Source organism: Roseibium sp. LAB1, assembly GCF_054658235.1.
Genome location: NZ_BAAGIB010000004.1, coordinates 303,177 through 328,666 on the forward strand (window position 1 = coordinate 303,177; position 25,490 = coordinate 328,666).

A 25,490-nucleotide genomic window follows, 5' to 3' on the forward strand; every position below is an offset into this window, starting at 1 on the left:
ACCTCCCGAGCCTTGGAATGCCGGGCAACAGCAAACTGGCGATTTTGAAAACCGGCGGCGCTTATTCTGCCGGAACGAGGTCGGAGCGTGTCGTGTAGAACCTGATGAAAACGGTTGCAATCAGGCTGCAACCGATGCCGAGCCCCATCATCAGGATCATGCCCCAGGGTGATGCTGCCAGTATGCCATCGGCGTAGAGTGAGGCGACGATGGATCCGGCCAGTGCGCCCATGGCGACCTGAAGAGAAGCGGTCAAACCGGAAGCGGCACCGGTCAACTCCGGCCGCACGCTGACCGCGCCGGACAATGCGCTTGGAAGGCAGATACCGTTGCCGAGCCCAAGCAGGAACATCGGCAGGAACAGGCTGGGCGCGCTCAACGCCCCGAAATAGGCAAACCCCGAAATAACCGCCACGCAAACGACGCCGATAAGGGTTCCGGTCAGTATCATCGGAAACAGGCCAACTCGTTCGGCGAACCTGCCGGAAATGAAGTTTCCGGCAATATAGCCAAGCGCTACGAACATGAAGTAGAACCCCATTTCCCGAGCGCTCAGGGACAGCAGATCGGCGGCAATAAAAGGCGCGCCTCCAAGGTAAGCAAAATAGGCAAGCGCGTTGGCCGCCGCAGTCAGGCTGTAGCTCCAGTAGAGCGGCTCACGGCACAGGGTTGCGTAGGATTTCAGGATCTGCCGCCCACCAACTGCATTCCTGTCTCGGTGCGTTTCCGGCAGCAGGGCGTAGCTTGCCCATAGAACGGCAATCCCGAACACCAGCAATAGCACGAACCCACCCTGCCAGCCGTAATATTGATCCAGCATCCCGCCGATTGCCGGTGCCACGGTTGGCATCACCGCCATGCCCATGGTGACATAACCGATCATGCTGGCTGCCTGCTTGGGGCTGTAGAGATCCCTGAGGATCGCGCGGCCAAGAACCATTCCAGTGCAACCACCGGCGGCCTGAAGCACCCGGGCTGCGATCAAGGCTTCGATAGTTTGTGCGAAAAGACACAACACACTGCCGATCACGAAAAGGACCATGCCGAGTATTATTACCGGGCGTCGGCCGAACTGGTCCGACAATGGGCCCCAGAACAGCTGGGATACCGCAACAGCGATGAAATAAGCGGACATCGATAACTGGATTTCACCCGCGGTTGCGGAAAAGACCAGCATCATTCCTGCCAGGGACGGCAGGTAGATCTGCATGGCGAGCGGACTGACCGATGAAATCGCGACGAGCACCGCCAAGGAAGGTTTGGCTTCAGTGCTGGAAATCTGAGTGCGGCTGGAGAGCATGCCCGGGCAGGAACCTTATGTATCTTCAACCCAAGCGGGCTATATATTCAGGATCGAATATATATTAGCTGCGTGATCCGGACGTGAAAATCTCAATTGTTACAGAAACTCACCCCTCGCCGAGTAAAATACCGCCCGTTTCCGGGAGCCGTGCATAGAATTGTACCACCTGGCCCCTCCTGCAAAGAACATCAGGTCGCGCGCTGTTCAGACGGTGTTTCACGCCCAGGTCATTCGCGTTCACGGTCTGTGAAGTGTGTCGGTGCCTGAGCCTGAACCTGAAAAAAAGGCCACGGCAAAAGCCGTGGCCTGAAATTGTTTTGCCTGAATGCTTTCTCCAGATCAGTCGAAGACGATCTTCGGAGCAGCCCTTGCAGGTTCGGCGCTCTCACGCTCGATGCTGGCGAGCACTTTGGCGGCGATGTCCTTGTAGACGCCGGCAACTGCCCCTTCCGGGTCGGACACGACGACTGGAGTACCGGCATCCGACGTCTCGCGGATCTTCATGGTCAACGGGACTTCGCCCAGGAAGGGAACACCCAGCCGGTCCGCTTCCGCTCGCGCGCCGCCGTGGCCGAAAATGTCATGACGACCGCCGCAATCCGGACACAGGAAATAGCTCATGTTCTCGACAATTCCCAGTACGGGAACGTCGACACGTTTGAACATGTTGAGCCCTTTGCGGGCATCGATCAGTGCAAGATCCTGCGGTGTCGACACGATAACCGCGCCTGCCAGCGGAACCTGCTGTGCCATCGTAAGCTGAGCGTCCCCCGTTCCCGGAGGCATGTCGACCACCAGAACATCAAGTTCGCCCCAGGCGACTTCGCGCAGCATCTGGGTGAGCGCGGAAATCACCATCGGCCCGCGCCAGATCATCGGGGTTTCCTCTTCCACCATGAAGCCCATGGACATCACCTTGATGCCATAACCTTCCAACGGCTTCAGCATTCTGCCCGAGAGAGCTTCCGGCCGGCCGGACACATTGAAAAGCCGCGGCACGGAGGGACCGTAGATATCGGCATCCAGAACGCCGACCTTTTTGCCGAGGGCTGCCATCGCAAGAGCGAGGTTCGCCGTCGTCGTGGACTTGCCAACGCCGCCCTTGCCTGATGCAACAGCAACAATGTGCTTGATGCCCGGCACACCGGGCTTTGCAGGAGCATGTTCTTCAGCAGACCGCCGGGGTTGCTGCGGTGCCGGTTTGGGGGCTGATTGAGGCGCTGTGTTTCGGGCGCTGCCTGCCGCACGTTCGGCCGTCAGAGCCACCATCGCGGTCTCCACGCCTTCCACTTCCTTGACCACCTTTTCCGCGGCCTGACGTAGAGGCTCAAGCTCCTGCGCGCGCTCTGCGGGAACGGTGATGGAGAAGACAACACGGCCATCGGACACGAAAACATCCGAAACGAGGCCTAACGAAACGATATCGCCTTCAAGGTCCGGTCCCTTGATCTGCCTCAGTCGTTCCATGACTGCGCTTTTTATGGTGTCGGTCATTCTTCGGTCCTGTTTCGTGCACCGGCCACTGCGCGCAACCGGTTCTTTCCCGGTGCGAACTCTAGTTCGCCGCATCATTCAGGCAACCTGCCAAAATGAAGCACGGCGCTTTCCGGCTTCTGACCGCAAGTCATAGAAGGGGTGAATTTCCGACACAAGCCCACCCGCTCACCTGAAGACAAACGTTTCGCATCAGATTCTGCCTCGCACCCCGAAAACCACCTTGAAGCGACCAGATCAGCCCTGCGGAGTTGGGGGCCACTGGCCCCAACGGCTTCATCGCACCACTTTGGCATCGAGCCGCGACCGGGACACGCGATTGTTACCTTGCTCCGATGGAGACAATGTTTTCGTTGAACCGGCCAACTGCCCGGTTAATTTGTACCCACCCTTCCCTTCGTCCTTTCCCAGGATATTCCAGCTTCAGGATACCGACATGCCAACCTGCCTCATCACCGCAGCCAACCGCGGGATCGGTTACGAACTGGCACGCGCCGCACTGGACGCCGGCTGGACCGTGTACGGGTCTGTTCGAACACGGCAGGCAGCTGACGCAACAGCGGACCGGCTCGGCAAGGAATTTCACCCGCTGTTTTTTGATGTAACCGATCATGCCGCTGTTCATTCTGCAGCCGACGGTCTCAACGGCCAGCTCGACCTCTTGATCAACAATGCGGGTATCATCACTCCGGAACGTCAAAGCGCTCTGGACATGGATTTCGAGGGCTTCGCTGAAACCCTCGCAGTCAACACTCTTGCCCCTCTGGCAGTGTCGCAAGCCTTCCTGCCACATTTGCGCCGATCTGGCTCGGGCCGGATCCTGACTATCTCCAGCCAGATGGCCTGGATGGGATACCGAAAGTCGGACACCCTCGCCTACCGTGCCTCCAAGGCGGCGGTGAACAAGGTGATGCAGGGACTTGCGACCGATCTGGAACCGGAAGGCATCCCGGTCGCATTGATCGATCCGGGCTGGGTGCGCACCGACATGGGCGGGATTCATGCAGATAATGACGCCGCGGATGTTGCCCGGGGTATTCTGAAGATCGCCAGTTCCCTGACCGTTGCCGACACTGGAAAGTTCTTCAAATGGAGCGGTGAAGAACGCCCGTTCTAACCCGACAAATCGACCGGAGACATATGATGGCCTGGCCACTTCCCGTATCCTTGAGAGGAACCACTGCCACGCTGGCGCCACTGAACGAGTCCCATGCTGCCGATCTGGCAGAATCAGCCGCTGACGGCGATTTATGGAAACTCTGGTACACGAGCGTGCCGAAGCCGGATGCGATACCGGCGGAAATTGCAAGACGGCTGTCCCTTCAGGAGGCTGGATCAATGCTTCCGTTCGCAGTGCTGACCCCGTCCGGCAAGGCCGTCGGCATGACCACCTACATGAATATCGATGCTGCCAACAAGCGTGTTGAAATCGGTTCCACCTGGTATCGCAAGGCAGTCCAGCGCACGCGTCTCAATACGGAATGCAAGCGCATGCTGCTGGCGCATGCGTTTGAAGAGCTGGACTGTATTGCGGTTGAATTCCGCACCCATTTCATGAACCGTCAGAGCCGCACCGCCATCGAACGGCTTGGCGCCAAACTGGACGGTGTGCTTCGGTCCCATCAAAGGTCGCCCAACGGCGCGCTCAGGGATACAGCGGTGTATTCGATTCTTCCTCATGAATGGCCGGCGGTGAAGGCCAGCCTCGATTTCAAGCTTGAAGAGGGAAGCTAACCTCCTTTTCCACACAAAGATAAGATCACGTTGTTTTGCACAGTTTTCTTGTTCTGTTCACCCCGCTGCAAAGCACACGTTTGCGCAGGACTTGGCGACGCTCCGTTAACACGAAGAGCTCTTCTTTCGAATTGATTCAAATTTTAAGCAAATGTGAGGAATTGAAGCGCAGGCTGGTTTCATCGGCAAAAGGATGGATACGCCATGGAACTTTATCGTGCCTGCTACCGAAGCAAGATCAACTGGGGCAACATGCGTTTGCCTCTGCCCGATGAAATCGACAAGACGCTGTTGCGCATTCGCCGGATCAACAGAAAGGCCGGTGTAACCGGAGCTCTTCTGCTGGTAGACCAGCACATCATTCAGGTACTGGAAGGCCTGACCGGCCCGGTGCTTGATACCGTCTATTGCGTGATGAACGATCCGCGTCTCGAGGCAATCGAGGGAATCATTCACGAACCGGCAGATTTCCGGCTGTTCCCGAATTCGCTGATGTTCTTCCGAGATCTGACCGACGGACTTGCCGCATCCAAACACGAAGTTCTGCGCCCGCTTCTCGACCATCCGGCGGATGTTACGCGGGAAGAAGCCTACCGGGCTTTCGGCCATTTCGCGCAAGAACTCCAGGAAGGCCGCCTGACCAACGACATGCTGATGATCTGAGCCGCTCCGGTTTGCTTGCCGAAGCGCCTCAACTCATCGCCGGTTCCGCAAAATAAATCTGTCCGCGGCCGAAAGGCCTTGGCGTTATTCGAGAATACCGATTTTGTACGCCTCTGTTCACGGGGGATTGTACATGTCAGGCAGTTTCTCCGATCGAAGCAACCAGCGGCCACGTAGCGCTGTCCAGTTCGACGGACCGAAGTGCAATTGCGGCCTCCCTGGCCACAAAAATACTGTCAGACCCGACTGATCGACACCGGAAGCCGCGCTTCTCGCGACTGCAGGTCCGTTCGACGGATGTTTCGCCGCGGCAACACCGACACGACTGACCGAAGCCGTCGAAGGCCTCGCCCCCGCCAGTGTGTTCGCCCTTTCCACCACAAGAGCTATCAAGGCTTTCGAAAACCGGGACAACGCCATTATCGCGTTCACGGTAACGGCCTTCAACGTCAGTTACCCAGGTGTCTCGCGGGCGTTCCGGGGGCATTGGGCCGGTGGAGCTGTCCTCGCACTTTCCCGAACCAGAGCGGCGAAGTAACACCTTGCCCACCGGCAATCGCGTCCCATAGTGTTGGGACAATCGAACCAAGTGGAGTCGTTTGCCTGTGTCAGGCCCTTATCTGCTGCAACCCGACCCGGAAGATGCGCGCCTGTCGACATCGGTTACCGGAATTGATCAGGACGGACAGCCCGTCGAAACGCGTGTCGTCACGGAAAAACCGCTGACGCTCTATCTGAATTCTCAGGAAGTGGTCACCATGATGACCATTGGAGACCATCCGGACCTTCTGGCTGTCGGCTATCTGAAAAACCAGAACATGCTGGCCGAAGACGATGTCATCACCGGCATCGACCATGACGACGATCTGGACGTTGTCGTGGTGCGCACCGAACGCGAAACCAACTTCGAGGAAAAACTCAAGAAGAAGGTTCGCACCTCCGGTTGCGCCCAGGGGACGGTTTTCGGTGACGTCATGGACGGCTTTGAAACTGTTCAACTTGCCAAAGATGCCCGCCTGAACACCTCCTGGCTCTACTCACTGACGAAGACAATAAACACAACGCCCTCGCTCTATCTCGAGGCCGGGGCAATCCACGGCTGCGTTCTGTGCCTGGAAGACCGGCCGCTGGTCTATATGGAAGACGTCGGTCGCCACAATGCGGTCGACAAGATCGCAGGCTGGATGGTCCTGAACGATATCCCCGCACACGACAAGATCTTCTACACCACCGGCCGGCTAACCTCCGAGATGGTCATCAAGACCGTGATGATGGGCATTCCTATCCTGGTGTCACGATCGGGTTTTACTGCCTGGGGTGTGGAGCTGGCGCGTCAGGCCGGCCTGACCCTGATCGGGCGCGCGCGCGGCAAGCGGTTCGTTGCGCTGTCCGGACACGACAGAATCGTGTTCGACATGTCCGCGAACGACATGGAAGACGAACCGGAAACAGCCCGCCGAAAAGGGAGCGTGCCGGCAGGATGACCAGACACCAGACTACACTCGGCATCAACAAGGTTCTCGGCTGTGTCCTGGCCGGCGGTCAGTCGCGCAGGATGGGTGGCGGCGACAAGAGCCTGATGGATCTGGGCGGAAAGACCATGCTCGACCTGATCCTTGCCAGGCTGAAACCACAACTTCACGATATTATCCTGAACGCCAATGGTGACCCGAACCGGTTTGCGCGCTTCCAGTTGCCCGTTGCAGCCGATCCCGTCGGTGACTTTGCCGGTCCGCTCGCAGGCGTTCTGGCCGGTATGACTTTCGCCCAGAGCGAAAGACCGGACATCAGCCATATCGTGTCGGTTGCCGGGGACACACCGTTCTTTCCCGCCAGCCTTGTGAGCCGCTTCTGCGCCGCCGTACCCGGCGACAGGCCGGTGATTGCGCTGGCCTCCTCCGCGGACAAGCTGCACCCTGTCTTTGGACTTTGGCCGGTCAGCCTCAAGGCGGATCTCGAAGACTGGCTGCGGTCCGGCAAAACCGGCAAGGTGCTTGCCTTCGTCGACTGTTACGACAGCGTCGAAGTCGCCTTCGATGCGGATCCGGCCAGCGGTCTGGATCCCTTTTTCAATGCCAACAAACCGGACGACCTGGCGACCGTCAGAGATGCGCTGAGCTCACCTTCCAGATGACCACCACACCCGTATTCGGCATTACCGGCTGGAAAAACTCCGGCAAGACACAACTTGTGGCCAGTCTCGTGGCCGAGTTTACCGCGCGAGGCCTAAAGGTCTCGACCGTGAAGCATGCCCATCATGGCTTCGATATCGACAAGCCCGGCACAGACAGCTTCCGGCACCGCGAAGCCGGTGCGGTGGAAGTCGCCCTGGTGTCTGGACGACGATGGGCGCTGATGCACGAATTGAAACAGGAAGATGAACCGCCGCTGGAAGATGTTCTGGATCGGCTCGCACCGTGCGACCTGATCCTGATCGAGGGTTACAAGAAGGAACCCCATCCAAAGATCGAGGCGCGCAGAACGGAGGCGAGCGAACGCGGCCCGCTGGCTGTCTCCGATCCCAACATCCTCGCCATCGCGACGGATCACGATTTGCCGGACGAGGTGTTGCCGGTGTTTCATCTGGATGACATTTCCGCCATGGCGGATTTCATCGGGACCCATCTCGGGCTGAAGAGGCCAACCGCATGACAGGCAAACAGCTTCTGGACGATTGCTTCCTGCACGACAAGGACCGATTGCGTCACCACGAAGCATTGGCAATCCTGAAAGAGCGGTTGCATTGCGTGGCAGAGAGCGAAACGGTGCGCCTGGAAGATGCCACCGAACGTATTCTGGCGGACACGGTGACGGCGCCGCGCAACGTGCCGCTGGCCGACAATTCGGCCGTCGACGGCTATGCCTTCCGCAATGCTGATTTTGAGGAAGCCGGTGGCTTTTTCCGTTTGGAACAGAGGATCGCCGCGGGACACGCAAGCAATGCAGAGATTGGTCCCTGGGCCGCTGCCCGGATCTTTACCGGTGCGGTGATGCCGCCGGGGGCGGATACGGTCGCCATGCAGGAAGATTGCGAAACTCACCTGCAGGACGGTCAGGACTTCGTGATTGTACCGCAGGGCCTGAAAACGGGAGCCAATCGGCGCAAGGCCGGAGAAGACGTCGCGGAGGGAACAACGCTTCTGACCCCGGGTCAAAGGCTACGCCCGCAGGATATTGCAGCCATTGCCTCCACAGGCCAGGCTGATGTTTCCGTGTATCGGAAGCTGAAGGTTGCCCTTGTGTCGACAGGCGACGAGTTGCGGCGTCCCGGTGACCTGATAAGCCTCGGCGACGTCTATGATTCCAACCACTTTCTTCTGCGCAGCCTGTGCGCGACATTGCCTGTTGAAATCGACGATCTGGGCATCTTGAAGGATGATGCCGGCACGCTGGAAGCAACACTGGAAACAGCTGCGGCCAGCCATGACGTGATCCTGACCACCGGCGGGGCAAGCCGCGGCGAGGAAGATCACATGCTCAATGTGCTGGACAAGCTCGGCAAACGCCACATGTGGCAGCTTGCAATCAAGCCTGGCCGGCCGATGATGTTTGGCAACATCGGTTCTTGCGTGGTTCTCGGACTGCCCGGAAATCCGGTCGCGGCCATGGTGTGTTTTCTGCTTTATGCGCGACCGGTCTTCAGCCTTCTGGGCGGAGGCCCGTTTCTGGAACCTCAGGCCTTTCAGGTTCCGGCGGCCTTTGAAGTGCCCAAGAAAAAACCCGACCGGCGAGAATTCTACCGCGCCTATCTGAAACCTCGCCCCGACGGTTCACTTGCCGCGCATAAATTCCTGCGCGACGGTTCCGGTCTCATCACGGGACTGCGCGAGGCGGACGGTCTTGTCGAAATACCCGAAGACGTCACCTCCATCCGGAAGGGAGAAATGGTGTCATTCCTGCCCTTCTCCGGCTTCGGATTGCGCTGACCCGACGCTATTACCGGGCCAGCATGACGGAGTTCCTCAGTAGGCGTAAGGCCAGTTGGCCGGGACAAAGCGGTAGCCCTCACCATCCTTGGCGACGCGGCCCATGCCCGGAAAGGGAATGTGGGCGCCTGCAAAGAACAGTTTGTCTGCCGAGGCTTGATCCAGGAATTTCTTGCGCGTCGCGACCGCCTGCGCCGGATCGATGTCGAACCCGATGCCCCAGTCCGGCCGGTTGAACTGATAGACAGCCATGTGGACGATATCACCCGCGATTACGAGGGTTTCGCCGTTGCTGTCGAACAGGTAGCCGGTGTGTCCCGGGGTATGTCCCGGCAGAGCCATCGGCCGGATGCCAGGCAGGACTTCCTTGTCGCCGGAAATCAGCGTCTGTCTGTCCTTGTAGGCATCGGCGGCCCTGCGTGCACCAATGAAGAACGGTTTGAACTGTTCAGGAGCGCCGTTCATTGCGGCATCGTCGAACCAGAAGGCCTTGTCGACTTCCGGCAAGATCAGTTCCGCATTCTTGAACACCTTGTTGCCATCACCATCGACGACGCCGAAGAGGTGGTCAGGGTGCATGTGGGTAATGAGCAGTGCATCGACCTGATCGGGCGTGACGCCTGCAGCAGCCAGGGCATCCGGTAGACGCCCCATGGTCGGCCCAAGAGCATCCGAAGTCCCCGCATCAACGAGGATGAGGCGATCTCCGGTGTTGACGAGATAGGCGTTGACGGGAATGCGCAACGCCTCGCCTTCCACCATGGCCGCATCCCTGAGACGTTTCCCCTCTGGTGCTTCGTAGCCGATAACCAGTTCCGGCGTGACGTCCAGATAGCCGTCGAGCAGTGCGGTGATTTCAAGATCGCCAACCTTGTAGCGAAGCGCTCCCGCCATCGGCTTTCCGGCCTGTGCAACAGCGGCTTCTGCAGGTGCTGACAAGAATGTGACACTCCCGGCAGCGGCAAGCGCCCCCGCCCCGGCAGTCGCGCCGAGCAATGTTCTTCTGGAAACGGAAATCTGTGAAGTGGTCATGTTGGGCCTCCCGGCTCGACCTGATGGAATACCTTATGTGCTCAAACCTGTGGGATTGGTTCGGCAGTCCTAAAAGTGTTTCATTCGTTTTCTTTTTGAAGCGGAGATTATCTTATATTACTCATAAATGATACTTATGTATAAGGCTCTTCAAGACCCTTCTCACCAGACCCGAGATCGACATGGACAAGCTTTCCTCTCTTTCCGGCTTCGTACAGGCCGTCAATCTCGGCAGTTTCTCCGCAGCTGCAAAGCACCTTGGTATTTCCCAGCCCGCCGTCAGCCAGCAGGTGAGAGGACTGGAGGACGAGTTGGGCATCAGATTGCTCAACCGGACAACGCGCCAACTCAGCCTGACGGAAGCCGGTGAGCGCTATTACGCCTACGCCCGGGATATTCTGGAAAGGCTCGATGAGGCGGACCGCTCGGTTCAAAGTGAAGACGCCCAGATGTCGGGGCCATTGTCGGTCGGCCTGCCACTCGGGTTCGCGGAAACCGTTCTTTCGGACTTCCTGATCCGCTTCAAGATGGATCACCCGGGTATTTTGCTGGATGTGTCGATGTCTGATCAGTTCGTCGATGTGATTCAGCAACGCCTCGATGTCGCGATCCGGATGGGCGAAATCGAAGATGACCGGCTGATCGTCCGACGGCTTGGTCTGGCGCAGCGTTGCCTGGTCGCCTCGCCAGATTATCTCGACAAACGCGGGCGGCCGGTTCATCCGGCAGAACTGCCCGATCACGACTATCTGCTCTACAAGAACATCTCGACCGGAGACCGGGTGCCATTTATCAGCACCATTGGCGAAAAACTGTCGATCAAGATCAAACCGACCATGCTGGTCAACAATTCCTCGACCCTGCGCCGGGCGGCGCTGGCAGGCCTCGGCATTGCGCTTTCCAACCGTTGGCTCATCGACCCCTATCTGCGCACGGGCGAACTGGAACTGGTGCTGCCACAATGGCAATACCCGCCGCATCCGGTGCATGCGGTCTATCCCTCCAACCGGTTCATACCGCTGAAAGTACGCCGCTTCGTCGACAGCCTCTTCACATTCTTCGAAAGCGAAGGTGCGTTCCAGCACGCAGGAGCGCCTGCCCCATCCGCACTCGATGTTCACCACAGAGACAACGCGGATCTGGTCAGGGTTTCAGCTGCGCCGTAGTTGCCGGCCTTGGTGGGCGAGCCGGTGAAAGGCTCACTCGGAGCCAACCACCCAGGTTTCTTGCAGCGCGGCTTCTTCCCATGCCTTCCAGGCCGGCGTCGCCGTCATCGCGTCGCTGTATTGCCGGACCACAGGGTCGCTGGAAAGCTGGTAGGTGTCGAACCGACTGACCACAGGCGCATACATGGCATCGGCAATCGTGAAGTCGCCAAACAGAAACGGACCGCCAGACACTTCCAGACATTCGTTCCAGATGGCCACGATCCGCGCCACATCCGCCTTCACTGCGTCACTGACTGCCTTTGACGCCACCGCACGTTTCATGTTCATCGAACATTCGGCGCGCAGAGCCGCAAATCCGGAATGCATCTCGGCCGAGATGGAGCGAGCCCACGCGCGTTGAGCTCTGTCCTGCGGCCACAGACCTTTGTCCGGAAAACACTCGGCGACATATTCCAGGATCGCAAGACTATCCCAAACGGTCAGGTTGCCGTCCTTGAGCACCGGCACTTTTCCACTTGGCGAGAAGGCATCGAATTCTGGATTGCCGTTCTCGAAATCGAAGGGAACCAGAGTTTCCCGAAAGGGAATAACCTTGTGTTCAAGAGCAATCCACGGCCTGAGCGACCAGGACGAATAGTTCTTGTTGCCGATGAAAAGTTCATAGTCCGACATTGCAGGGCCCTTTCCCGAAACCCGGCAGAAATGACCATATGTCACCGGGTCATCTTTACCTATGGACTTCGGCTTCCGGCTTCAAATTCAATAAGTTCATGAGATTCATCACTGTTTTTCATGCCTCCATCCGGCACAATTATTGCTTGCAAGTATCTTGATGTACTCACTTAAAAGAGGATCCGATGCCGTCTGCACCTGCTTCCGTGTCCCCCGCACCACCACTCTCTGCCAAGACGCCCCACAAACAGCAGAACGAGACAGAGAGCCAGTTCCTGCAATTCCGCAGCATTCTGGCCGAGCAATATGCAGATTGGAGGGAACTTCCCGAAGAGGAGCGAATTCGGCACAAATATCTTGAAGACCACGGCCTGACCGAACTCAGCCTGGACAACCTTTCACCCAGGAACCGGGCCGTCCACGAAGAAAAAATTGCCGAATTGACCAAGCAGCCAATGGTTTCGCCGACACCTTATCGAGGCGCTGATGCAGGGGACGCGCTTTCCCGCCCGGTCATCACCCTGCAATCAGTTCTCGATGTTCACGATGCTTCCCAGGAAGCTGAAACTGCTGATGCGACAGTCGACTCAAAAGCCTGATTGCCGCGCTTCACCCCGTATTCGCGAGTGGAACGGGCATCATTGAATACCGTCCAAATGGCCCACTGGCCTCGTCCGGTTTCCACATAGACTTGCCCCTTCCCCAACGACACGCGGAAAAAATTGAAAATTCGGCAAAATCACGCTGTGTTTTTTTCGTAGGCATGCTTGAAATTTGAACCGAAGTGTATGGAATAGAGCGTTCGGGCAAGAAGGCGGGAAGAACCCGTTTGCGCCGCGAAGAAGATATTAGGGGAACAAAATATGCGTGTTTTGCGTATGGCTGCGGCCGCAGTAGCAGTACTGGCTGCCGTGAGTGGCGCTGAGGCGAAAGACTGGTCCAAGGTGCGTATCGGTACCGAAGGCGCTTATCCTCCATTCAACTCCCTGACCGCAGACGGCCAGCTGGTTGGTTTCGACATCGATATTGCCAAGGCACTCTGCGAAGAAATGAAAGTCGAGTGCGAATTCGTCACTCAGGATTGGGACGGCATGATCCCTGCCCTGCAGGCCGGCAAATTCGATGCCGTGATCGCTTCCATGTCGATCACCGACGAGCGCAAGGAAAAGGTCGACTTCACCAACAAGTACTACAACACCCCGCCGGCAATCGCCGTGCCGAAGGATTCCGCTCTGACTGGTACGTCGGATGAAGATCTCAAGGGTGTGGCGCTTGGAGCCCAGTCCTCCACCACCCATTCCAACTATGCTGAAGAAAAGCTGCCGTCGGCAGACCTGAAGCTTTATCCGACCCCGGATGAATACAAGCTCGATGTTGCCAGCGGCCGCGTCGACGCCGTCATCGACGACGTTGTCGTTCTGTCCGATTGGCTGGCGACCGACGATGGCGCCTGCTGCAAGCTGCTCGGCACCCTGACGCCGGATCCGGTGATCAACGGCGAAGGCGCCGGCATTGCCATCCGCAAGGACGACGGCGACCTGAAGGAAATGTTCAACAAGGCCATCGAAGGCATCCTGGCGAACGGCAAGTACAAGGAAATCAACGACAAGTACTTCACGTTCGACGTCTACGGCGGCTGATTAGCTTCCAGTTGATCGACGATCGGTGCGGCGCGCCCTGCGCGCCGCTGCCACCTGCAGGGAAAAATCCCGCAGTACGGCCGGAGGGGCGGCCGGAATAACAACGACAAACAGAAAGAAGCGCCGGCTTATGAACGAAGCTTTGACGCTACTCTCCTTCGGACCAGAGGGTTGGGGAGATGAGATTGCTTGGGGCGTGGTTTTGACCGTTTCCCTTGCAATAGTAACCTTGCCGTTCGGGTTGTTTCTGGGATTTCTGATTGCACTTGCAAAAAAGTCGTCGGAACCCAGCCTGCGACTGGCAGCCAACATCTACACCACTCTTTTCCGGGGTTTGCCGGAACTGCTGACATTGTTCCTGGTCTATTTCGGCCTTCAAATCGCGATACAAGTCTTGCTCAAGACGGCCGGCTTCGACGTCTATTTCGAAGTCAATTCGTTTGTGGCCGGTGTCATCGCACTCTCGTTCGTGTTTTCTTCCTATGCGTCCGAGGCGTTTCTTTCCGCTTTTCGCGGAATCCCGCTGGGGCAGTACGAGGGCGGATATGCGCTTGGTCTGTCGAAGGGCAAAACGCTTCGGCTGGTGGTTCTGCCTCAATTGATCCGGCTCGCACTTCCCGCACTGGGGAACAGCTGGCTAGTGCTTTTAAAAGACACTTCCCTTGTTTCCGTGGTCGGGCTGTCGGACGTAATGAGACAGTCCGGGATCGCCGCGAGAGTGACCAAGGAACCATTCATGTTTTTTGGCATCGCCTGCCTGATCTATCTTGTGCTGGCAATGATATCGTCCACCGGCCTTGTGCGCATTGAGCGCTGGAGCAAACGTGGAGATTCCGCACGATGATTTCGGCGAACCCTGCCACCAGCCTGCAGCGCCCGCCTGCTCCGCCTCGCCGTTGGAACAAGACCAGGATCTTCGGGAACGTTCTGATGGCACTCTGGATCGTCTCGGGCGGTTCGTTGCTGTACTACCTGGCGATGAACATCGCCAGTCCGTTTGTGCTGAAGTATTGGCCTGCGTATCTCAGCGGTTTTTTCGTTACCCTTGAAATTGTCGGCCTGTCCTTGTTGATTGGCGCTCTTTTGAGCATTCCGATTGCAGCTGCCCGTGCTTCAAAATGGTGGGTCATATCAAAGCCTGCCTATTGCTTCGTCTACTTTTTCCGAGGCACGCCTTTGCTGGCACAGACCTTCCTCGTTTACTACGGTGCAGGTACGTTCCAGGAGCAGCTTGAGGCCATCGGCCTCTGGGGTCTTTTCCGGGAATCCTGGTTCTGCGTGATATTCGCGTTTTCACTGAACACCTCGGCCTATCAGGCTGAGATCCTACGAGGTGCTATCCAGAACGTATCGAGGGGTCAGTGGGAAGGTGCTGCGGCTCTGGGCCTCAGCAAGCAAGTTACCTTCTTCAAAATCATCCTGCCTCAGGCACTGATTGTTGCCCTGCGTCCTTACGGCAATGAGATCATCCTCATGCTCAAAGGGTCCGCTATTGCGGCAATCGTAACGGTGTTCGATCTGTTTGGCGAAACGAGACGAGCCTACTCGAGATCATACGATTTCCAGGCCTACATCTGGGCAGCCGTTATCTATCTGTTCCTTGTGGAGATGCTGCGCCGGCTTTGGGACAGGATCGAAGCCCGTCTGACGCGGCACTTGATACGCTGAACCGAGTAGACAAAATCACAGTCAATGGGCCGGGCATTTCAAGTTCCGGCCCGTTTTCTTGAAACCTGTTCGTCGTTTGCTTTTTCCATGTTCCGTCGTCAGAAAGAGGTGGCACCCGTCTTTTCCAAACGGTTTGAATTCATTTGATTATCCAGACGGACGGCGATAACTCGAAGGGAGACCCATTAACGGAGCCTTCCCATGCCGAAAACGCCCTCCATTGCCCATGGCCTACATCTCGATAGCCTGCTGGCCCATGGCGGCGGCGGGTTTGATGCGGCAACGGGCGCCATCGTGCCGCCCCTCCAGACAGCAACCACGTTCGTGCGTGACGAAGCCTATGAGCTGGTCAATCCGGGCCATATCTATAGCCGTGACGACAATGCGCTTTTCAAGAAGACCGAAAAACTGATTGCCGCCCTGGAAGGTGGTGAGGACAGCCGTCTGTTCGCGTCAGGCATGGCGGCAGTCGCTGCCGTCGCCCGCATTGTCAAACCGGGTGGTACACTGCTTGCCCAGTCAGGAATCTATTGGGGCACTACCTTGTTCCTTCGCAAGATGTGTGCGCGCAACAACATCGCCCTGGTGGAAGCCGATGCCAGTGATCTGCAAGCCTTTCAGGACGAGATATCCGTCACACGCCCTGACCTCGTCTGGCTGGAAGTCCCCAGCAATCCGTTCCTGAAAGTCGCTGACATCAAGAGCATCGCCAGCCAGTGCAAACACGCGGACGCACTGCTTGCCGTCGATGCCACGGCGGCGACACCGCTGATCCTCAAGCCGCTCTCGCTCGGCGCCGATCTGGTCATGCATTCGGCCACCAAGGCCCTGAACGGCCATTCCGACCTTCTGGGTGGCGTCGTAACAACCGACAATGCCGGCAGCGAAGCCTGGGCCTTTCTGACAGAAGAACGGAAACTGGCAGGTGCCGTACTCGGTTCCTTCGAAACCTGGCTGTTGCTCCGCGGGCTCAGAACACTTGCCCTGCGTGTTGAACGCATGAACAGGACGGCACAGGCCTTCGCGGAACACTTCGAAAAGCACCCGAAGGTGGAAGCAGTGCTCTATCCCGGCGTCAAAAGCCATCCGGATCACGACATTGCAAAGGCACAGATGACGGGCGGGTTCGGGTCACTGATGTCCATACTGGTCAAGGGCGGCAAGACGGAAGCGCTAAAGGTCACCGGCGCGCTCGACCTTTTCCAGCGGGCTACCTCCCTTGGTGGCACGGAAAGTCTCGTCGAGCATCGCTACACGATCGAGGGGGAAGGCTCCGGCATTCCGGAGAACCTGTTGCGGCTGTCCATAGGCATCGAGCATTGCGACGATGTGATTGCAGATATGGAGCAGGCCCTCACCGCGATCTGACCCGGTTCAATCTGCGACCTGTTCGGCACGCTTGGCCCGTAGCCAGCTCATGAAAGCCTTGAGAGGTGGACGGTTGACACCCGGACGGGTGACCAGATGATACCCCGTTCCGGGATAGACGCCGTCTTCGAACAGGACCTGCAGGTTGCCGGCCTCGATCTCCGGTTCGACAAAGGTTTTGGCGGTGGCTGAAATGCCATCGCCACGCCGGAGCCCTTCCAGCACCATGTAGCCAGGCAAGTGCGTGATGTTCAGCTTGCCTTTGGGCACGACACCCTGACGCTCAAGCCAGACGGTCAATTCGTTGGTGCCGTATTCCTGAAGCCATGGGAATTGCAGAAGGTCTTCGGGGCTTTCGATCTTCTTGTCACCAATCAGACAATTCGCACCGATAATCGCAAAATTCGTCGGGATAAAAAGTTCCGACTCAAAACCTGTCCAGTTGCCCTTGCCGAAGCGGATGGCAAGATCAACGCCGCCAGGTTTGAGGTCAACCACTTCAGCCGTCGGGTTGAGCATCAGCTCAATATCCGGATACCTGTGCCGGAAGTCGCTGATCCTCGGCATGAGCCAGCTTATGGCAAAGGACGGCGTCATGGTGATGTTGAGTGGGCGAACAAGGTCTTCCCGCGTCAGTTCATCGACCGTCTCGCGGATGATATCAAAGCCTTCGCTCAAGCCTTCGTACAGCTGCCTGCCTTCCGGCGTCAGCGCTATTCCCCTGCCCTCGCGGACTATCAGTTTCAACCCCAGGAACTGTTCCAGAGCCTTGACCTGCTGACTGACAGCCGCGTGCGTGACGTTCAACTCTCGTCCGGCGGCCGACAGGCTGCAGGTCTCGGCGACGGCAGTAAAGGTTCTCAGACTGTTCAGCGAAGGGAGTGACCGCCAATCCATATGTAACTTCACCTTACATTTCAGAAATCTTCCTGACTGGCACTTACCGCCTCAAACAGCCACATTACTCTCACACAACGCAGCGAGAGGATGTAAGCACATGTTTGATATTTATGCACGCAGCTTTCTGGAAGCAAGCCGGTTTACCAGCAACACCCGTCCCGATCCGCGCACCCAGCGGCACCTGGACGCCAAGTCGGAGAAGCGGGAACGTCATTTCTGGCTCTGGCAGCGTGCGCCTTACTGGATCTAGGCTGACAGCGCGCGGTAAATGACCTAAAACCATGAAGAACCATTTCAGTTAAAGGCCCGGCTCGTACCGGGCCTTCGCATGCGAAGGGAGCGTCGTCATGGCAAAGGTTGCATTCATCGGTCTGGGCGTCATGGGATATCCGATGGCGGGATACCTGAAAACCAAGGGTGGCCACGACGTCACGGTCTATAACCGGACAACCTCCAAGGCCGAAAAATGGGCTGCCGAATATGGCGGCACCTTCGCCAAGACCCCCAGGGAAGCAGCCGCAGGCTGTGATTTTGTCTTTGCCTGCGTCGGCAATGACGAAGATCTGCGCTCCGTCACCACCGGTACGGATGGCGCTTTTCATGGGCTGAAGGACGGTGCAATCTTCATCGACAACACCACCGCATCCGCTGAAGTTGCCCGCGAACTTTATGCCGCGGCCAAGGAAAAGGGATGTGGATTCATAGACGCGCCGGTTTCCGGCGGCCAGGCCGGCGCTGAGAATGGCGTTCTGACCGTGATGTGTGGCGGCGACCAGGATGTTTTCGACAAGGCCAAACCGGTCATTGAATGTTTCGCCAAATTCGCCGGCCTGATGGGCGAGAGTGGAGCAGGTCAGCTCACCAAGATGGTCAACCAAATCTGCATCGCCGGTCTGGTACAGGGCCTGTCCGAAGCCATTCACTTTGCCCAAAAAGCGGATCTCGACGTTGCTAAAGTCATCTCCGCAATCAAGGGCGGAGCAGCCCAGTCCTGGCAGATGGAAAACCGGTGGGAGACCATGAATGCCGGCAAGTTCGACTACGGCTTCGCGGTCGACTGGATGCGCAAGGATCTCGGCATCTGCCTGAAGACCGCCAATGAAACTGGCGCTCGCTTGCCCGTGACGGCGCTTGTAGACCAGTTCTATGCCGAAGTTCAGGCCATGGGTGGCAAGCGCTGGGATACGTCCAGCCTCATTGCCCGGCTGAACAACGCCGACAAGACGTAATCACGCTGACCGATGCCTCGCTGCGCGGACAAGACCTTCACGCTCGAGACAGTTCTGACCGAACTTCGTGAATCGGGAACGGAAGGGAATCGCGCCGGAATGGCGCGGTTCGGCATCGAGACCGACCAGGCCTTCGGCGTGCCTTTGTCCATTTTGCGCCCTCTCGCCCGATCAATCGGCCCCTCCCCGGAGCTTGCTCGGGACCTTTGGGCCAGCGGCTTTCACGAAGCACGCCTCTTGGCGATCCTGTTGACGCCACCCAAGCAGCTCGCGCCGGAACTGGCGCTCGAGTGGCTGAACGACATCGGCTCCTGGGACCTGTGCGATCAGCTCATGAACATTCTTGCCCGCCGGGCGGGATCGAATGAACTCGTGACTGCTCTGGCTGCCGATGAGCGCGAATTTGTCCGGCGGGCTGCCTTTGCGCTGATTGCCTGGCGCGCCGTCCATGCCAAGGCGGCTCCTGAAACGGAGTTTCTGGAATATCTGCCGTTGATCCGCACCGCAGCCACGGACGAGCGAAACTTCGTCTGGAAAGCGGTGCACTGGGCTCTCCGCCAGATCGGCAAGCGATCAATGCCCTTGCATAGCGCCGCCCTCGACCTTGCAAGGGATCTGGCAGCCTCCGGAGACCGGACAACGCGCAAGGTCGGCACTGCCGCAGTCCGGGAACTTGCGTCCGAAAAAGTGTTGATCCGGCTGAACAAGAGGCCGGAAGTCTGACCGGTTAGCGCCTTTGACGATATGGGCGCCTCAAATTACTGGCCGGCTGCTTCCTTGGCGATGGCATCCAGCAAAGCATTGACCTCGCCTATGGCCGCCTTGGAGGCGTCAGACCCGGTTTCGCCAAGATGACGATATCCGACGGTTACTGTACCGGGCTGGTCCGGGGTCTCGTAAACGAACACCGAATAGGGACAATAGGCGATATTTACAGCAGCGGCTTCCATCACCTTGCGGGACAGGTTGGCCGAGCAGAACAACATCGACTGCGCCTTGACGAAGATCTGCTTTTGACTGCCGACATCCTGCGCGGTGCGGTCCAGCATGTCGCCGATATGCGAGACGTAATCGATGACAAGGCCATGGTTGACGATGGCGTTTTCAAGATCGAAACGCACATCGTCAAAAGCTGCCGAAACCTGATAGGCGGTAACGCCTTCCGGCACGGTCTGCGCAGAGGTGGACACCGTGCCGCTGACCGCTATACCGGCTAAGGCGATTGCGACCAGAAACGGTTTCCTGAAATTCTCAAACATGCGACGTCCTCCCGAAAATGAAGGTCAGAATACTCTGGTCTTCACACTCGCGTCATTGATACATCGCAAATTTTGAATATTTCCTCGGCTACCTTCACCTCAAATGTCGACCTCGACCGTACCGATCGGATTTGAACAGCAAGCGAGAATGAAACCGGCCTCGATATCCTCGTCGCTGATGCCGCCCGAGTGGACCATGTGAACTTCGCCGGAGAGCTTCTTCACCTTGCAAGTGCCACAAACACCAAACGTGCAGCCAGAAGGAATGTTGAGCCCCGCATCCTTGGCAACCGCCAACACAGTGTCAGTTTCCGAACACCAGGAAGACACCTGGGAGTTGGCGAATACGATCTGAGCCTGCACATCATCCTGAGGCACAACGTCGTCAAACTCGGTGAGTTCCGCCTTGGTTTCGGCCGGCGCCTGGAAACTTTCCTGGAAATAGTTTTCCATGTTGAAGCCGAGTGAGTTCAGGATCTCGCGCACGGATTCCATGAAACCTTCCGGGCCGCAGCAATAGACTTCACGCTCCAGATAGTCGTTGCACATCAGGCCCAGCATCAGCTGGTTGAAGTGTCCGCGATAACCGGTCCACACGTCGTAGGGTTCGCTGTTGGTGACCACGAAATGCAGCTGCAGACCGTTGACGCGGCTCGCCATATATTCCAGCCGCTTGCGGAAGATCAGATCGACGGGCCGTTTTGCACACTGGATAAAGCAGATATCCGGGTCCTCGCCGCGTTCGAACAGCGTCGTCGCCATGGACATCATGGGCGTGACACCAGAACCGGCGGATATGAACAGGTACTTGCTGTCCGGATTGCGTGGCAAATGGAACAGACCGGCCGGTCCATAGGCCTTGATCTGCATCCCCGGAACCAGGTTTTCCAGCATCCACTTCGTGCCGATGCTGTCTTGCTGGACCTTTACGGTCACAGAGATATAGGCGTTGGTCACCGGCGAAGAGGAAATCGTGTAAGTGCGTTGAACGTTTCCGCCAGGCACCGGCAAATCCAGCGTGATGAACTGACCTGCCCGATAGAGGAAGGTTGCACCCGAAGGCGGACGGAAGGTGAAAGTCTTCACCCCCGGCGCTTCCGGCAGAACGCTGACGCATTCCAGAGCTTCACTGTCGGACCAGACCGGCGTATCGCGTCCGGGCATAGGGATCATGGTTCTACTCCGCCGCGACGCGGAAACGGCCCATCAGACCGTTTTCCAGGGTTCGGGCATACCAGTCGACGAACTGGATGACGCCGCTTTCCTGTGCCGGAGAATACGGTCCCGGTTCGTAGGCAGGAGACTTGATGCCGATCTGATTTTCCTCAACGATCTGCCGATCCTCGTCGTTTGTGTGCATCCAGACTTCGGTCAGACGCTTGAGGTCGTAGTCGACACCTTCCTGCGCATCCTTGTGCACCAACCAGGTGGTTGTCACTTCGGTTTCCATGGGGCTGATCGGCAGAACGCGGAACGTGAGCACCTGATCCGACAGGAAGTGGTTCCAGGTGTTCGGATAATGGAAGAACAGGCAGGAGCCGGCATTGTCGAAGGGCACAGACCCAATCCGCCTGGAAACGGCTGCCTTGCCGTCCATGGTATAGCTGACCGCATCGCCAAGGAACGGAATGCGCACGAAACGCCATTGCTCGGACGGCGAAATCAGGAACCTTGAGGGAAGCCCTGACCCTTCGCAGCGTTCCACATGGGCCTTGCCGACGTTTGACGAGGTCGAATCATCTCCGCCGACGAGGTTGGGATCGTCCGGGAACGTCCGGCACAGGGAGGGATGGGATCCCGAGCAGTGATAGCACTCGCGGTTGTTTTCCAGCACGAGCTTCCAGTTGCCCTGCTCGACGATAGTCGACTGATGGGCAACCTTGAGATTGGATAGATCGTGCGGACCGAGATAGCGTTCCGCCTGCTTTTCAAGCTCCGAGGTGTCGGGAGCAACCGCAGCGAGGCAGATGAACACCATTCCTGACACATTGACACAGTGCACGGTCTTCAGACCGTGGTTTTCCGGCTTGAATTCCGGCCCCATCTCGCGTGCCCACAGCAGCTTGCCGTCGAGCTCGTAGGTCCACTGGTGGTACGGGCAGACCAGCTTCGGAGCCGATCCCCTGGAGGCTGCGCAAATGCGGCTGCCACGGTGACGGCAGGAATTGTGGAATGCGCGAATGACGCCGTCGGCGCCACGTACGATGATGACGGAATAATCGCCGACCTGAAGCGTGACGTAGTTGCCGGATTTCGGCAACTCGGCTGACGGAATGGCGAAAATCCATTCCTTCTGCCAGATGTTCTTCAGGTCCGCCTGGTAGACGTCGGCATCGGTATAGAAGGCCTGGGGCAAAGAATACCCGGAACGGCGGCCCATCAAAAGTGACAGAATTTCTGCATCGCTGAACATGGTGACACATCCTTTATGGCCGAGTCTCCCGGCCTGTCGTTGCCCGGAACGTTAGGCCCTCCGCCCCCCACCGCCGTAGCGCAAAAGCGTCATTTGCTTATCCATGTAAGACGCTGCCCAAATTTTCCGCGTGCGGTGCAGCATCATATCAAATGTCCTTGACCAGGCGTAACGCATCGTAGATCGCCGCGTGGGTGTTGCGCGCTGACACCGCGTCACCAATGCGGAAGAGCGCGAAGGCGCCTTCCGGGTTGGCCTCGAGCGGTTGCGGACGGCCGAAAATCAACGCTTCCTGCTGAACGGCACCAAGGTTCTTCGACAACGGCTTCAGTTCGAAATAAAGTTCGTCCATCGGTATTGTACCGTGATTGACGACGATCTGGTCGAATTCCCGTTCTTCCGTGTGGCTTGAATAGTCCGTGCCGACGACCGCGGTGATCATGTTTCCGGATCGTTTTGCCGCCTTCAGACGGTAGGTCACGGTGAAGCGCACGTCCTTGTCCTGCAGGGACCGCATATACGGCACCAGATTCATGGCCATCACGTCCGGGGCAAAGGACCTGTCCGGCGTCATGATTTCCACGTGGGCCCCTGACTTTGCAATGATCTCGGCTGCCTGCAGGGCCGGATGGTCACCGGCATCGTCATACACGAGAACGCGTTTGCCCGGTTTGACATCGCCCGCAATGATATCCCAGGTGGAGACGACGAGGTCATTGCCTTCACTCAGAACATCGGTGTGCGGCAAGCCACCAGTTGCGATGATGACCACATCCGGATTTTCTTGCGTAACTTCTTCCACCTCTGCAAAAGTGTTGAAGTGAAACTTCACGTCTTTTGCGAGGCACTGATCCATGCGCCAGTCGATGATCGAAATCATTTCGCGCCTGCGTTCGGACTGCGCGGTCAGCCGGATCTGACCACCGGCGTCCGGCGCAGCTTCGAACACGGTCACATCGTGACCTCGTTCCCCGGCAACGCGCGCAGCTTCCATGCCGGCCGGCCCAGCTCCGACGACGACGACCTTCTTTTTTGTATCCGCAAGAGGGATCTCGTGGGGCATGGTCAGCTCCCGGCCAGTTGCCGGGTTGTGAATGCAGAGCGCATCGCCCGCCTGATAGATCCGGTCGAGGCAATAAGTTGCGCCCACACAGGGGCGAATATCCCCTTCCCGTTTCTCGGCAATTTTCCTGACGACCATCGGGTCGGCCATATGGGCTCGTGTCATGCCGACCATATCCAGCAGACCTTCGGCGATGGCATGACGCGCGGTGGCGACATCGGGGATCTTGGCAGCGTGGAAGGTCGGCATGTCGACCTCCTTCTTGATGCGGCCGGCAAAATCCAGATGCGGAGCGTTGCGCATGCCCTGAACCGGAATCACGTCCGTCAGGCCCGCATCGGTATCGATATGTCCGCGAATAACGTTCAGGAAGTCTATCTGCCCGGTTGCCTTGAGGCGCCGGGCGATTTCCAGGCCCTCGTCTTCCGAGATGCCACCATCAAGATCTTCGTCGGCCGTAAAACGGATGCCCAGAATGAAGTCGTCACCGACCCTGTGCCGAACGGCCTCGATCACTTCCAGCGAAAAGCGCATCCGGTTTTCCAGTGAACCGCCGTAAGGGCCATCCAGGCTGTTGGTGACTGGTGACCAGAACTGGTCCATCAGGTGACCGTAGGCCTGCAGCTCTATGCCATCCATACCGCCGGCTTTCATGCGCTCCGCCGCGTCGGCGTAGTCAGCGATGATCCGCGCGATGTCCCACTCTTCCACCTGCTTGGGAAAGGCCCGGTGCGCCGCTTCGCGTTCGTGGCTGGAAGATACAGCCGGCAACCAGTCGCCCTTGTTCCAGTGTGTGCGACGGCCAAGATGCGTCAGCTGGATCATCACCGCACAGTCGTGTTCGTGACAGGCATCCGTCAGACGCTTGATCCACGGCACCACCTCATCCTTGTAGGCAAGGATGTTGTTGAAGACGGGAGGAGAGTTGCGCGACACCGCTGCGGAGCCGGCTGTCATGGTCAGTGCGACACCGGCCTTCGCCCGAACCTCGTGATAGGCACGGTACCGATCCTTTGGCATACCGTCTTCGGGATAGGCAGGCTCGTGCGAGGTGATCATGATCCGGTTTTTCAGCGTCAAATGCTTCAGCTGATAGGGCTGCAACAACGGATCCTTCGACATCTCTTCCCTCTCCAGGCGTGCCACCGCATCGCGGGTTTCCTCAGGTTTGCAAAGAGTAATTCCCGCCGAACGTTTTTGAAAAGTCCGAAAAACGACATATGTGTCGTTTTTGTCGACATTGGTGTCAATTTCAATTGCCGCAAGCCTGGCGGTTTGTTATCGCAAGCATATGAGCGACCTTTTGATCGAAAAGACATCCGGTTGGCGCGGCACACGCGAGGTTTGGATCGAAGCTGCCTATCAGGCGCTGATCGAATACGGCATCGATGCCGTCAAGGTGATGCCTCTGGCAGACAGGCTGGGCCTGTCGCGCACCAGTTTTTATGGTCATTTTTCAGACCGGAAAGACCTGCTCGACGCTTTGATCACCCAGTGGCAAACGAAAAACACCGGCAATCTGGTCAAGCGAACCGAGGACTACGCGGAGACGATCACCGAAGCGATGCTGAACCTGTTCGATTTGTGGCTGTTGCCGGATCTGTTCGATTCCCGGCTGGAATTTGCCATGCGCAATTGGGCACATGCGGACACGGACCTCACGCCGATGCTGGAAGAGGCCGACCGGGTTCGGATCGAGGCCTTTACGGCGATGTTCGAACGTTTCGGCTATGAACATGCCTCGGCCGATGTGAGAGCCAACACCATGTATCTGACGCAGATCGGTTATATCTCGATCGTCAAGGATCGCCCGAGCGAACCGCTGGGCCCCAGGCTTCAACGTATGCCCCATTATATCGAGATCTTTACCGGGAAGACCGTTTCCGATGCCGAATTCGCCCGGTTCCGTGCGCGGCATCCGCTGTCACCCGGCCAATCTGATTGATTATGGGTGACC

At 57.8% G+C, this 25,490-nt stretch carries 26 protein-coding genes; 17 read left to right on the forward strand and 9 right to left on the reverse strand.

The window, feature by feature from the left end:
• Positions 1-61: 61 nt before the first annotated feature.
• Both ACYQ54_RS22800 and ACYQ54_RS22805 read right to left on the reverse strand, forming a co-directional pair.
• The gene (locus tag ACYQ54_RS22800) at positions 62-1,300 is read right to left on the reverse strand and encodes a multidrug effflux MFS transporter (protein ID WP_460086575.1); all 1,239 of its coding nucleotides are present in this window, start codon (positions 1,298-1,300) and stop codon (positions 62-64) included.
• 342 nt (positions 1,301-1,642) lie between these two features.
• Complete coding sequence (locus ACYQ54_RS22805) at positions 1,643-2,797, reverse strand: Mrp/NBP35 family ATP-binding protein (RefSeq protein WP_460086578.1); 1,155 nt, start codon at positions 2,795-2,797, stop codon at positions 1,643-1,645.
• 436 nt (positions 2,798-3,233) lie between these two features.
• Between ACYQ54_RS22805 and ACYQ54_RS22810 the strand changes: the two genes are divergently transcribed.
• The 7 genes from ACYQ54_RS22810 to ACYQ54_RS22840 all read left to right on the forward strand — a co-directional run bounded on the left by ACYQ54_RS22810 (position 3,234) and on the right by ACYQ54_RS22840 (position 9,120).
• The gene (locus ACYQ54_RS22810; RefSeq protein ID WP_460086581.1) at positions 3,234-3,914 is read left to right on the forward strand and encodes an SDR family oxidoreductase; all 681 of its coding nucleotides are present in this window, start codon (positions 3,234-3,236) and stop codon (positions 3,912-3,914) included.
• A 26-nt stretch (positions 3,915-3,940) separates the two neighbouring features.
• The gene (locus ACYQ54_RS22815) at positions 3,941-4,531 is read left to right on the forward strand and encodes a GNAT family N-acetyltransferase (protein ID WP_460086583.1); all 591 of its coding nucleotides are present in this window, start codon (positions 3,941-3,943) and stop codon (positions 4,529-4,531) included.
• Positions 4,532-4,735: 204 nt separating this feature from the next.
• Positions 4,736-5,194 carry a BLUF domain-containing protein gene (locus ACYQ54_RS22820; protein ID WP_417709580.1) on the forward strand — a complete coding sequence of 153 codons (459 nt, stop codon included), beginning with the start codon at positions 4,736-4,738 and terminating at the stop codon, positions 5,192-5,194.
• Positions 5,195-5,799: 605 nt separating this feature from the next.
• A complete protein-coding gene (gene fdhD / locus ACYQ54_RS22825) occupies positions 5,800-6,678 on the forward strand; it encodes a formate dehydrogenase accessory sulfurtransferase FdhD (RefSeq protein WP_460086584.1) in 879 nt (292 codons plus the stop codon).
• A complete protein-coding gene (mobA, locus tag ACYQ54_RS22830; protein ID WP_460086586.1) occupies positions 6,675-7,328 on the forward strand; it encodes a molybdenum cofactor guanylyltransferase MobA in 654 nt (217 codons plus the stop codon). The genes fdhD and mobA overlap by 4 nt, the downstream gene beginning before the upstream one ends.
• The gene (gene mobB / locus ACYQ54_RS22835) at positions 7,325-7,846 is read left to right on the forward strand and encodes a molybdopterin-guanine dinucleotide biosynthesis protein B (protein WP_460086589.1); all 522 of its coding nucleotides are present in this window, start codon (positions 7,325-7,327) and stop codon (positions 7,844-7,846) included. Before mobA ends, mobB begins: the two co-directional genes overlap by 4 nt.
• The gene (locus tag ACYQ54_RS22840; RefSeq protein ID WP_460086592.1) at positions 7,843-9,120 is read left to right on the forward strand and encodes a molybdopterin molybdotransferase MoeA; all 1,278 of its coding nucleotides are present in this window, start codon (positions 7,843-7,845) and stop codon (positions 9,118-9,120) included. Before mobB ends, ACYQ54_RS22840 begins: the two co-directional genes overlap by 4 nt.
• Before the next feature lie 36 nt (positions 9,121-9,156).
• Here ACYQ54_RS22840 and ACYQ54_RS22845 read toward each other — a convergent pair whose 3' ends face one another.
• Entirely contained in the window at positions 9,157-10,152 is a 996-nt protein-coding gene (locus tag ACYQ54_RS22845) for an MBL fold metallo-hydrolase (RefSeq protein WP_460086594.1), read from the reverse strand.
• A gap of 182 nt (positions 10,153-10,334) precedes the next feature.
• Here ACYQ54_RS22845 and ACYQ54_RS22850 point away from each other — a divergent pair, with 182 nt between their 5' ends.
• Positions 10,335-11,318, forward strand: coding sequence for a LysR family transcriptional regulator (locus ACYQ54_RS22850; protein ID WP_460086596.1), 984 nt, complete (start codon positions 10,335-10,337; stop codon positions 11,316-11,318).
• 33 nt (positions 11,319-11,351) lie between these two features.
• On the opposite strand, the gene ACYQ54_RS22855 is transcribed toward ACYQ54_RS22850, so the two are convergent.
• Positions 11,352-11,993 (reverse strand): glutathione S-transferase family protein, encoded by a 642-nt coding sequence (locus ACYQ54_RS22855; RefSeq protein ID WP_460086598.1) that lies wholly within the window; start codon positions 11,991-11,993, stop codon positions 11,352-11,354.
• Between the two features lie 185 nt (positions 11,994-12,178).
• Here ACYQ54_RS22855 and ACYQ54_RS22860 point away from each other — a divergent pair, with 185 nt between their 5' ends.
• The 5 genes from ACYQ54_RS22860 to ACYQ54_RS22880 all read left to right on the forward strand — a co-directional run bounded on the left by ACYQ54_RS22860 (position 12,179) and on the right by ACYQ54_RS22880 (position 16,669).
• Positions 12,179-12,592, forward strand: coding sequence for a hypothetical protein (locus tag ACYQ54_RS22860; protein WP_460086600.1), 414 nt, complete (start codon positions 12,179-12,181; stop codon positions 12,590-12,592).
• A 264-nt stretch (positions 12,593-12,856) separates the two neighbouring features.
• The gene (locus ACYQ54_RS22865; protein WP_460086602.1) at positions 12,857-13,633 is read left to right on the forward strand and encodes an ABC transporter substrate-binding protein; all 777 of its coding nucleotides are present in this window, start codon (positions 12,857-12,859) and stop codon (positions 13,631-13,633) included.
• 130 nt (positions 13,634-13,763) lie between these two features.
• Entirely contained in the window at positions 13,764-14,477 is a 714-nt protein-coding gene (locus tag ACYQ54_RS22870) for an ABC transporter permease (RefSeq protein ID WP_460086603.1), read from the forward strand.
• Positions 14,474-15,301 (forward strand): ABC transporter permease, encoded by an 828-nt coding sequence (locus ACYQ54_RS22875; protein ID WP_460086604.1) that lies wholly within the window; start codon positions 14,474-14,476, stop codon positions 15,299-15,301. The genes ACYQ54_RS22870 and ACYQ54_RS22875 overlap by 4 nt, the downstream gene beginning before the upstream one ends.
• A gap of 201 nt (positions 15,302-15,502) precedes the next feature.
• Positions 15,503-16,669, forward strand: coding sequence for a trans-sulfuration enzyme family protein (locus ACYQ54_RS22880; protein WP_460086606.1), 1,167 nt, complete (start codon positions 15,503-15,505; stop codon positions 16,667-16,669).
• 6 nt (positions 16,670-16,675) lie between these two features.
• Here the strand turns inward: ACYQ54_RS22880 and ACYQ54_RS22885 are convergent, their stop codons facing one another.
• Positions 16,676-17,566: a LysR substrate-binding domain-containing protein gene (locus tag ACYQ54_RS22885; RefSeq protein ID WP_460086608.1), complete on the reverse strand. Its 891-nt coding sequence runs from the start codon at positions 17,564-17,566 to the stop codon at positions 16,676-16,678.
• Between the two features lie 100 nt (positions 17,567-17,666).
• Between ACYQ54_RS22885 and ACYQ54_RS22890 the strand changes: the two genes are divergently transcribed.
• From ACYQ54_RS22890 to ACYQ54_RS22900, 3 genes are all read left to right on the forward strand, one after another.
• Positions 17,667-17,819 carry a hypothetical protein gene (locus ACYQ54_RS22890; protein WP_460086611.1) on the forward strand — a complete coding sequence of 51 codons (153 nt, stop codon included), beginning with the start codon at positions 17,667-17,669 and terminating at the stop codon, positions 17,817-17,819.
• 97 nt (positions 17,820-17,916) lie between these two features.
• Positions 17,917-18,798 (forward strand): NAD(P)-dependent oxidoreductase, encoded by an 882-nt coding sequence (locus ACYQ54_RS22895; RefSeq protein ID WP_460086612.1) that lies wholly within the window; start codon positions 17,917-17,919, stop codon positions 18,796-18,798.
• A gap of 12 nt (positions 18,799-18,810) precedes the next feature.
• Complete coding sequence (locus ACYQ54_RS22900; protein ID WP_460086614.1) at positions 18,811-19,521, forward strand: DNA alkylation repair protein; 711 nt, start codon at positions 18,811-18,813, stop codon at positions 19,519-19,521.
• A gap of 35 nt (positions 19,522-19,556) precedes the next feature.
• Here the strand turns inward: ACYQ54_RS22900 and ACYQ54_RS22905 are convergent, their stop codons facing one another.
• From ACYQ54_RS22905 to ACYQ54_RS22920, 4 genes are all read right to left on the reverse strand, one after another.
• Entirely contained in the window at positions 19,557-20,057 is a 501-nt protein-coding gene (locus tag ACYQ54_RS22905; RefSeq protein ID WP_460086616.1) for a DUF302 domain-containing protein, read from the reverse strand.
• 99 nt (positions 20,058-20,156) lie between these two features.
• Positions 20,157-21,230: an FAD-binding oxidoreductase gene (locus ACYQ54_RS22910; protein ID WP_460086618.1), complete on the reverse strand. Its 1,074-nt coding sequence runs from the start codon at positions 21,228-21,230 to the stop codon at positions 20,157-20,159.
• 4 nt (positions 21,231-21,234) lie between these two features.
• Positions 21,235-22,470, reverse strand: coding sequence for an aromatic ring-hydroxylating oxygenase subunit alpha (locus tag ACYQ54_RS22915; protein WP_460086620.1), 1,236 nt, complete (start codon positions 22,468-22,470; stop codon positions 21,235-21,237).
• 148 nt (positions 22,471-22,618) lie between these two features.
• Positions 22,619-24,655: an oxidoreductase gene (locus ACYQ54_RS22920; protein WP_460086621.1), complete on the reverse strand. Its 2,037-nt coding sequence runs from the start codon at positions 24,653-24,655 to the stop codon at positions 22,619-22,621.
• Positions 24,656-24,824: 169 nt separating this feature from the next.
• Between ACYQ54_RS22920 and ACYQ54_RS22925 the strand changes: the two genes are divergently transcribed.
• The gene (locus tag ACYQ54_RS22925) at positions 24,825-25,478 is read left to right on the forward strand and encodes a TetR/AcrR family transcriptional regulator (RefSeq protein ID WP_460086623.1); all 654 of its coding nucleotides are present in this window, start codon (positions 24,825-24,827) and stop codon (positions 25,476-25,478) included.
• Positions 25,479-25,490: the final 12 nt, after the last annotated feature.

Coding starts and splice junctions, on each gene's coding strand:
- ACYQ54_RS22800 (WP_460086575.1), bottom strand. CDS start 1,300: ATGCTCTCCAGCCGCACTCAGATTTCCAGCACTGAAGCCAAACCTTCC.
- ACYQ54_RS22805 (WP_460086578.1), bottom strand. CDS start 2,797: ATGACCGACACCATAAAAAGCGCAGTCATGGAACGACTGAGGCAGATC.
- ACYQ54_RS22810 (WP_460086581.1), top strand. CDS start 3,234: ATGCCAACCTGCCTCATCACCGCAGCCAACCGCGGGATCGGTTACGAA.
- ACYQ54_RS22815 (WP_460086583.1), top strand. CDS start 3,941: ATGGCCTGGCCACTTCCCGTATCCTTGAGAGGAACCACTGCCACGCTG.
- ACYQ54_RS22820 (WP_417709580.1), top strand. CDS start 4,736: ATGGAACTTTATCGTGCCTGCTACCGAAGCAAGATCAACTGGGGCAAC.
- mobA (WP_460086586.1), top strand. CDS start 6,675: ATGACCAGACACCAGACTACACTCGGCATCAACAAGGTTCTCGGCTGT.
- mobB (WP_460086589.1), top strand. CDS start 7,325: ATGACCACCACACCCGTATTCGGCATTACCGGCTGGAAAAACTCCGGC.
- ACYQ54_RS22840 (WP_460086592.1), top strand. CDS start 7,843: ATGACAGGCAAACAGCTTCTGGACGATTGCTTCCTGCACGACAAGGAC.
- ACYQ54_RS22845 (WP_460086594.1), bottom strand. CDS start 10,152: ATGACCACTTCACAGATTTCCGTTTCCAGAAGAACATTGCTCGGCGCG.
- ACYQ54_RS22850 (WP_460086596.1), top strand. CDS start 10,335: ATGGACAAGCTTTCCTCTCTTTCCGGCTTCGTACAGGCCGTCAATCTC.
- ACYQ54_RS22855 (WP_460086598.1), bottom strand. CDS start 11,993: ATGTCGGACTATGAACTTTTCATCGGCAACAAGAACTATTCGTCCTGG.
- ACYQ54_RS22860 (WP_460086600.1), top strand. CDS start 12,179: ATGCCGTCTGCACCTGCTTCCGTGTCCCCCGCACCACCACTCTCTGCC.
- ACYQ54_RS22865 (WP_460086602.1), top strand. CDS start 12,857: ATGCGTGTTTTGCGTATGGCTGCGGCCGCAGTAGCAGTACTGGCTGCC.
- ACYQ54_RS22870 (WP_460086603.1), top strand. CDS start 13,764: ATGAACGAAGCTTTGACGCTACTCTCCTTCGGACCAGAGGGTTGGGGA.
- ACYQ54_RS22875 (WP_460086604.1), top strand. CDS start 14,474: ATGATTTCGGCGAACCCTGCCACCAGCCTGCAGCGCCCGCCTGCTCCG.
- ACYQ54_RS22880 (WP_460086606.1), top strand. CDS start 15,503: ATGCCGAAAACGCCCTCCATTGCCCATGGCCTACATCTCGATAGCCTG.
- ACYQ54_RS22885 (WP_460086608.1), bottom strand. CDS start 17,566: ATGGATTGGCGGTCACTCCCTTCGCTGAACAGTCTGAGAACCTTTACT.
- ACYQ54_RS22890 (WP_460086611.1), top strand. CDS start 17,667: ATGTTTGATATTTATGCACGCAGCTTTCTGGAAGCAAGCCGGTTTACC.
- ACYQ54_RS22895 (WP_460086612.1), top strand. CDS start 17,917: ATGGCAAAGGTTGCATTCATCGGTCTGGGCGTCATGGGATATCCGATG.
- ACYQ54_RS22900 (WP_460086614.1), top strand. CDS start 18,811: ATGCCTCGCTGCGCGGACAAGACCTTCACGCTCGAGACAGTTCTGACC.
- ACYQ54_RS22905 (WP_460086616.1), bottom strand. CDS start 20,057: ATGTTTGAGAATTTCAGGAAACCGTTTCTGGTCGCAATCGCCTTAGCC.
- ACYQ54_RS22910 (WP_460086618.1), bottom strand. CDS start 21,230: ATGATCCCTATGCCCGGACGCGATACGCCGGTCTGGTCCGACAGTGAA.
- ACYQ54_RS22915 (WP_460086620.1), bottom strand. CDS start 22,470: ATGTTCAGCGATGCAGAAATTCTGTCACTTTTGATGGGCCGCCGTTCC.
- ACYQ54_RS22920 (WP_460086621.1), bottom strand. CDS start 24,655: ATGTCGAAGGATCCGTTGTTGCAGCCCTATCAGCTGAAGCATTTGACG.
- ACYQ54_RS22925 (WP_460086623.1), top strand. CDS start 24,825: ATGAGCGACCTTTTGATCGAAAAGACATCCGGTTGGCGCGGCACACGC.